The organism is Rhodosalinus sp. K401 (genome assembly GCF_041365735.1).
Taxonomy (GTDB): Bacteria; Pseudomonadota; Alphaproteobacteria; order Rhodobacterales; family Rhodobacteraceae; genus Rhodosalinus.
This window is the reverse complement of sequence record NZ_JBGFSI010000043.1, coordinates 1-971: the sequence shown is the minus strand read 5'-3', so window position 1 is coordinate 971 and position 971 is coordinate 1. Positions and strand designations below refer to the sequence as shown.

2 protein-coding genes are annotated in these 971 nt (G+C 67.6%); both read right to left on the bottom strand.

Annotated elements, in window-relative coordinates; all coding sequences use genetic code 11:
* Positions 1 to 265: 265 nt before the first annotated feature.
* Positions 266 to 712, bottom strand: a complete 447-nt coding sequence (locus AB6A66_RS17440; protein WP_371056897.1) for a DUF6362 family protein — start codon at positions 710 to 712, stop codon at positions 266 to 268.
* Positions 705 to 899 (bottom strand): hypothetical protein, encoded by a 195-nt coding sequence (locus tag AB6A66_RS17435; protein WP_371056898.1) that lies wholly within the window; start codon positions 897 to 899, stop codon positions 705 to 707. Before AB6A66_RS17435 ends, AB6A66_RS17440 begins: the two co-directional genes overlap by 8 nt.
* Positions 900 to 971: the final 72 nt, after the last annotated feature.

Here is a 971-nt window from a genome sequence, read left to right as displayed (position 1 = left end):
CTGAACGCTGGACTCCGGTGGCTTCCCAAAAAATCGGCCCTGTCGCTGGCGATATTTCGCGCCAAGCCCGCCAGCATACGTTTCGGCTCGAAAAGGAACCGTAAAACAATGACTTGGCGGCCTGGACCCCGACTGGACCCTGCGCCGGACCCCGGGAAGCCAGCGGCTGCGGGGCGTCCCGCGCGCGCCTCTCCCGAGTATATCCCGTTTGTAGGCCCCGACGCCGGCTTGGTGAACCCTGTGCGATGTCTCTCCGAAAATTCCCTCACAGGACGATTTTTCTTGACAGCCGGTCGGCGTTCTCGACCACGAAGCGCTTCGATCGCCTGGACGACGGCACGCGCCCGTTGAGCCGCCAGGTGATCAGCGCGACGCCGTATTGCCAGTGGCGGTTTGTGGCCGGGCGGCTCAGCCCGACCTCCCAGCCGATCTTCTTCCACGGTGTCCGGTTCGCGCGCAGCCAGACGATCCGTGCGTCGTCGCGCTCCAGCCACCGCAGCCAGAGCATCGCCGCCTCGGCCTCGGTGATCTGACGAGGGCCGGGCCGCGGGCGCTTCATCTCGGGCTCCTGGCCCACCTGATCCGCGAAGCCGTGGAAATACTCCGGCCAGGCGTTGAAATACCCGGTCGGCTTCACGCCGGGCAGCTGCGCGAACACGTCAGCCGCGCTTTCCAGCCGGTCCTGCACGCGCGCCATCGTCCACTCAGTCATGGCGCGCCTCCCGGTCCTGCTGCCCGTAGAGACGCTCGCCCAGCTGCCGGACGAGCTCGCGCTCGGGCCAGGTCAGCCGGTCGTCGTCGACCGAGACGGCGAGCACGCCTTGTTCGCGCCATCCGTCGCGCTTCACCTGCTGGGGATCGCGGCGGCGTACGCCGTAGCCCTTGGGCGTGAACCGCATGCCGCTCATGCCACGCCTCCCTTCGTCTCCAGCGCCCAGAACAGGATCGCGATGGCATCGGCCTCGTTGTCG

What these genes read in the sequence shown, in the direction of transcription:
- AB6A66_RS17435 (WP_371056898.1), bottom strand. Translation starts at nt 899, where the DNA reads ATGCGGTTCACGCCCAAGGGCTACGGCGTACGCCGCCGCGATCCCCAG.
- AB6A66_RS17440 (WP_371056897.1), bottom strand. Translation starts at nt 712, where the DNA reads ATGACTGAGTGGACGATGGCGCGCGTGCAGGACCGGCTGGAAAGCGCG.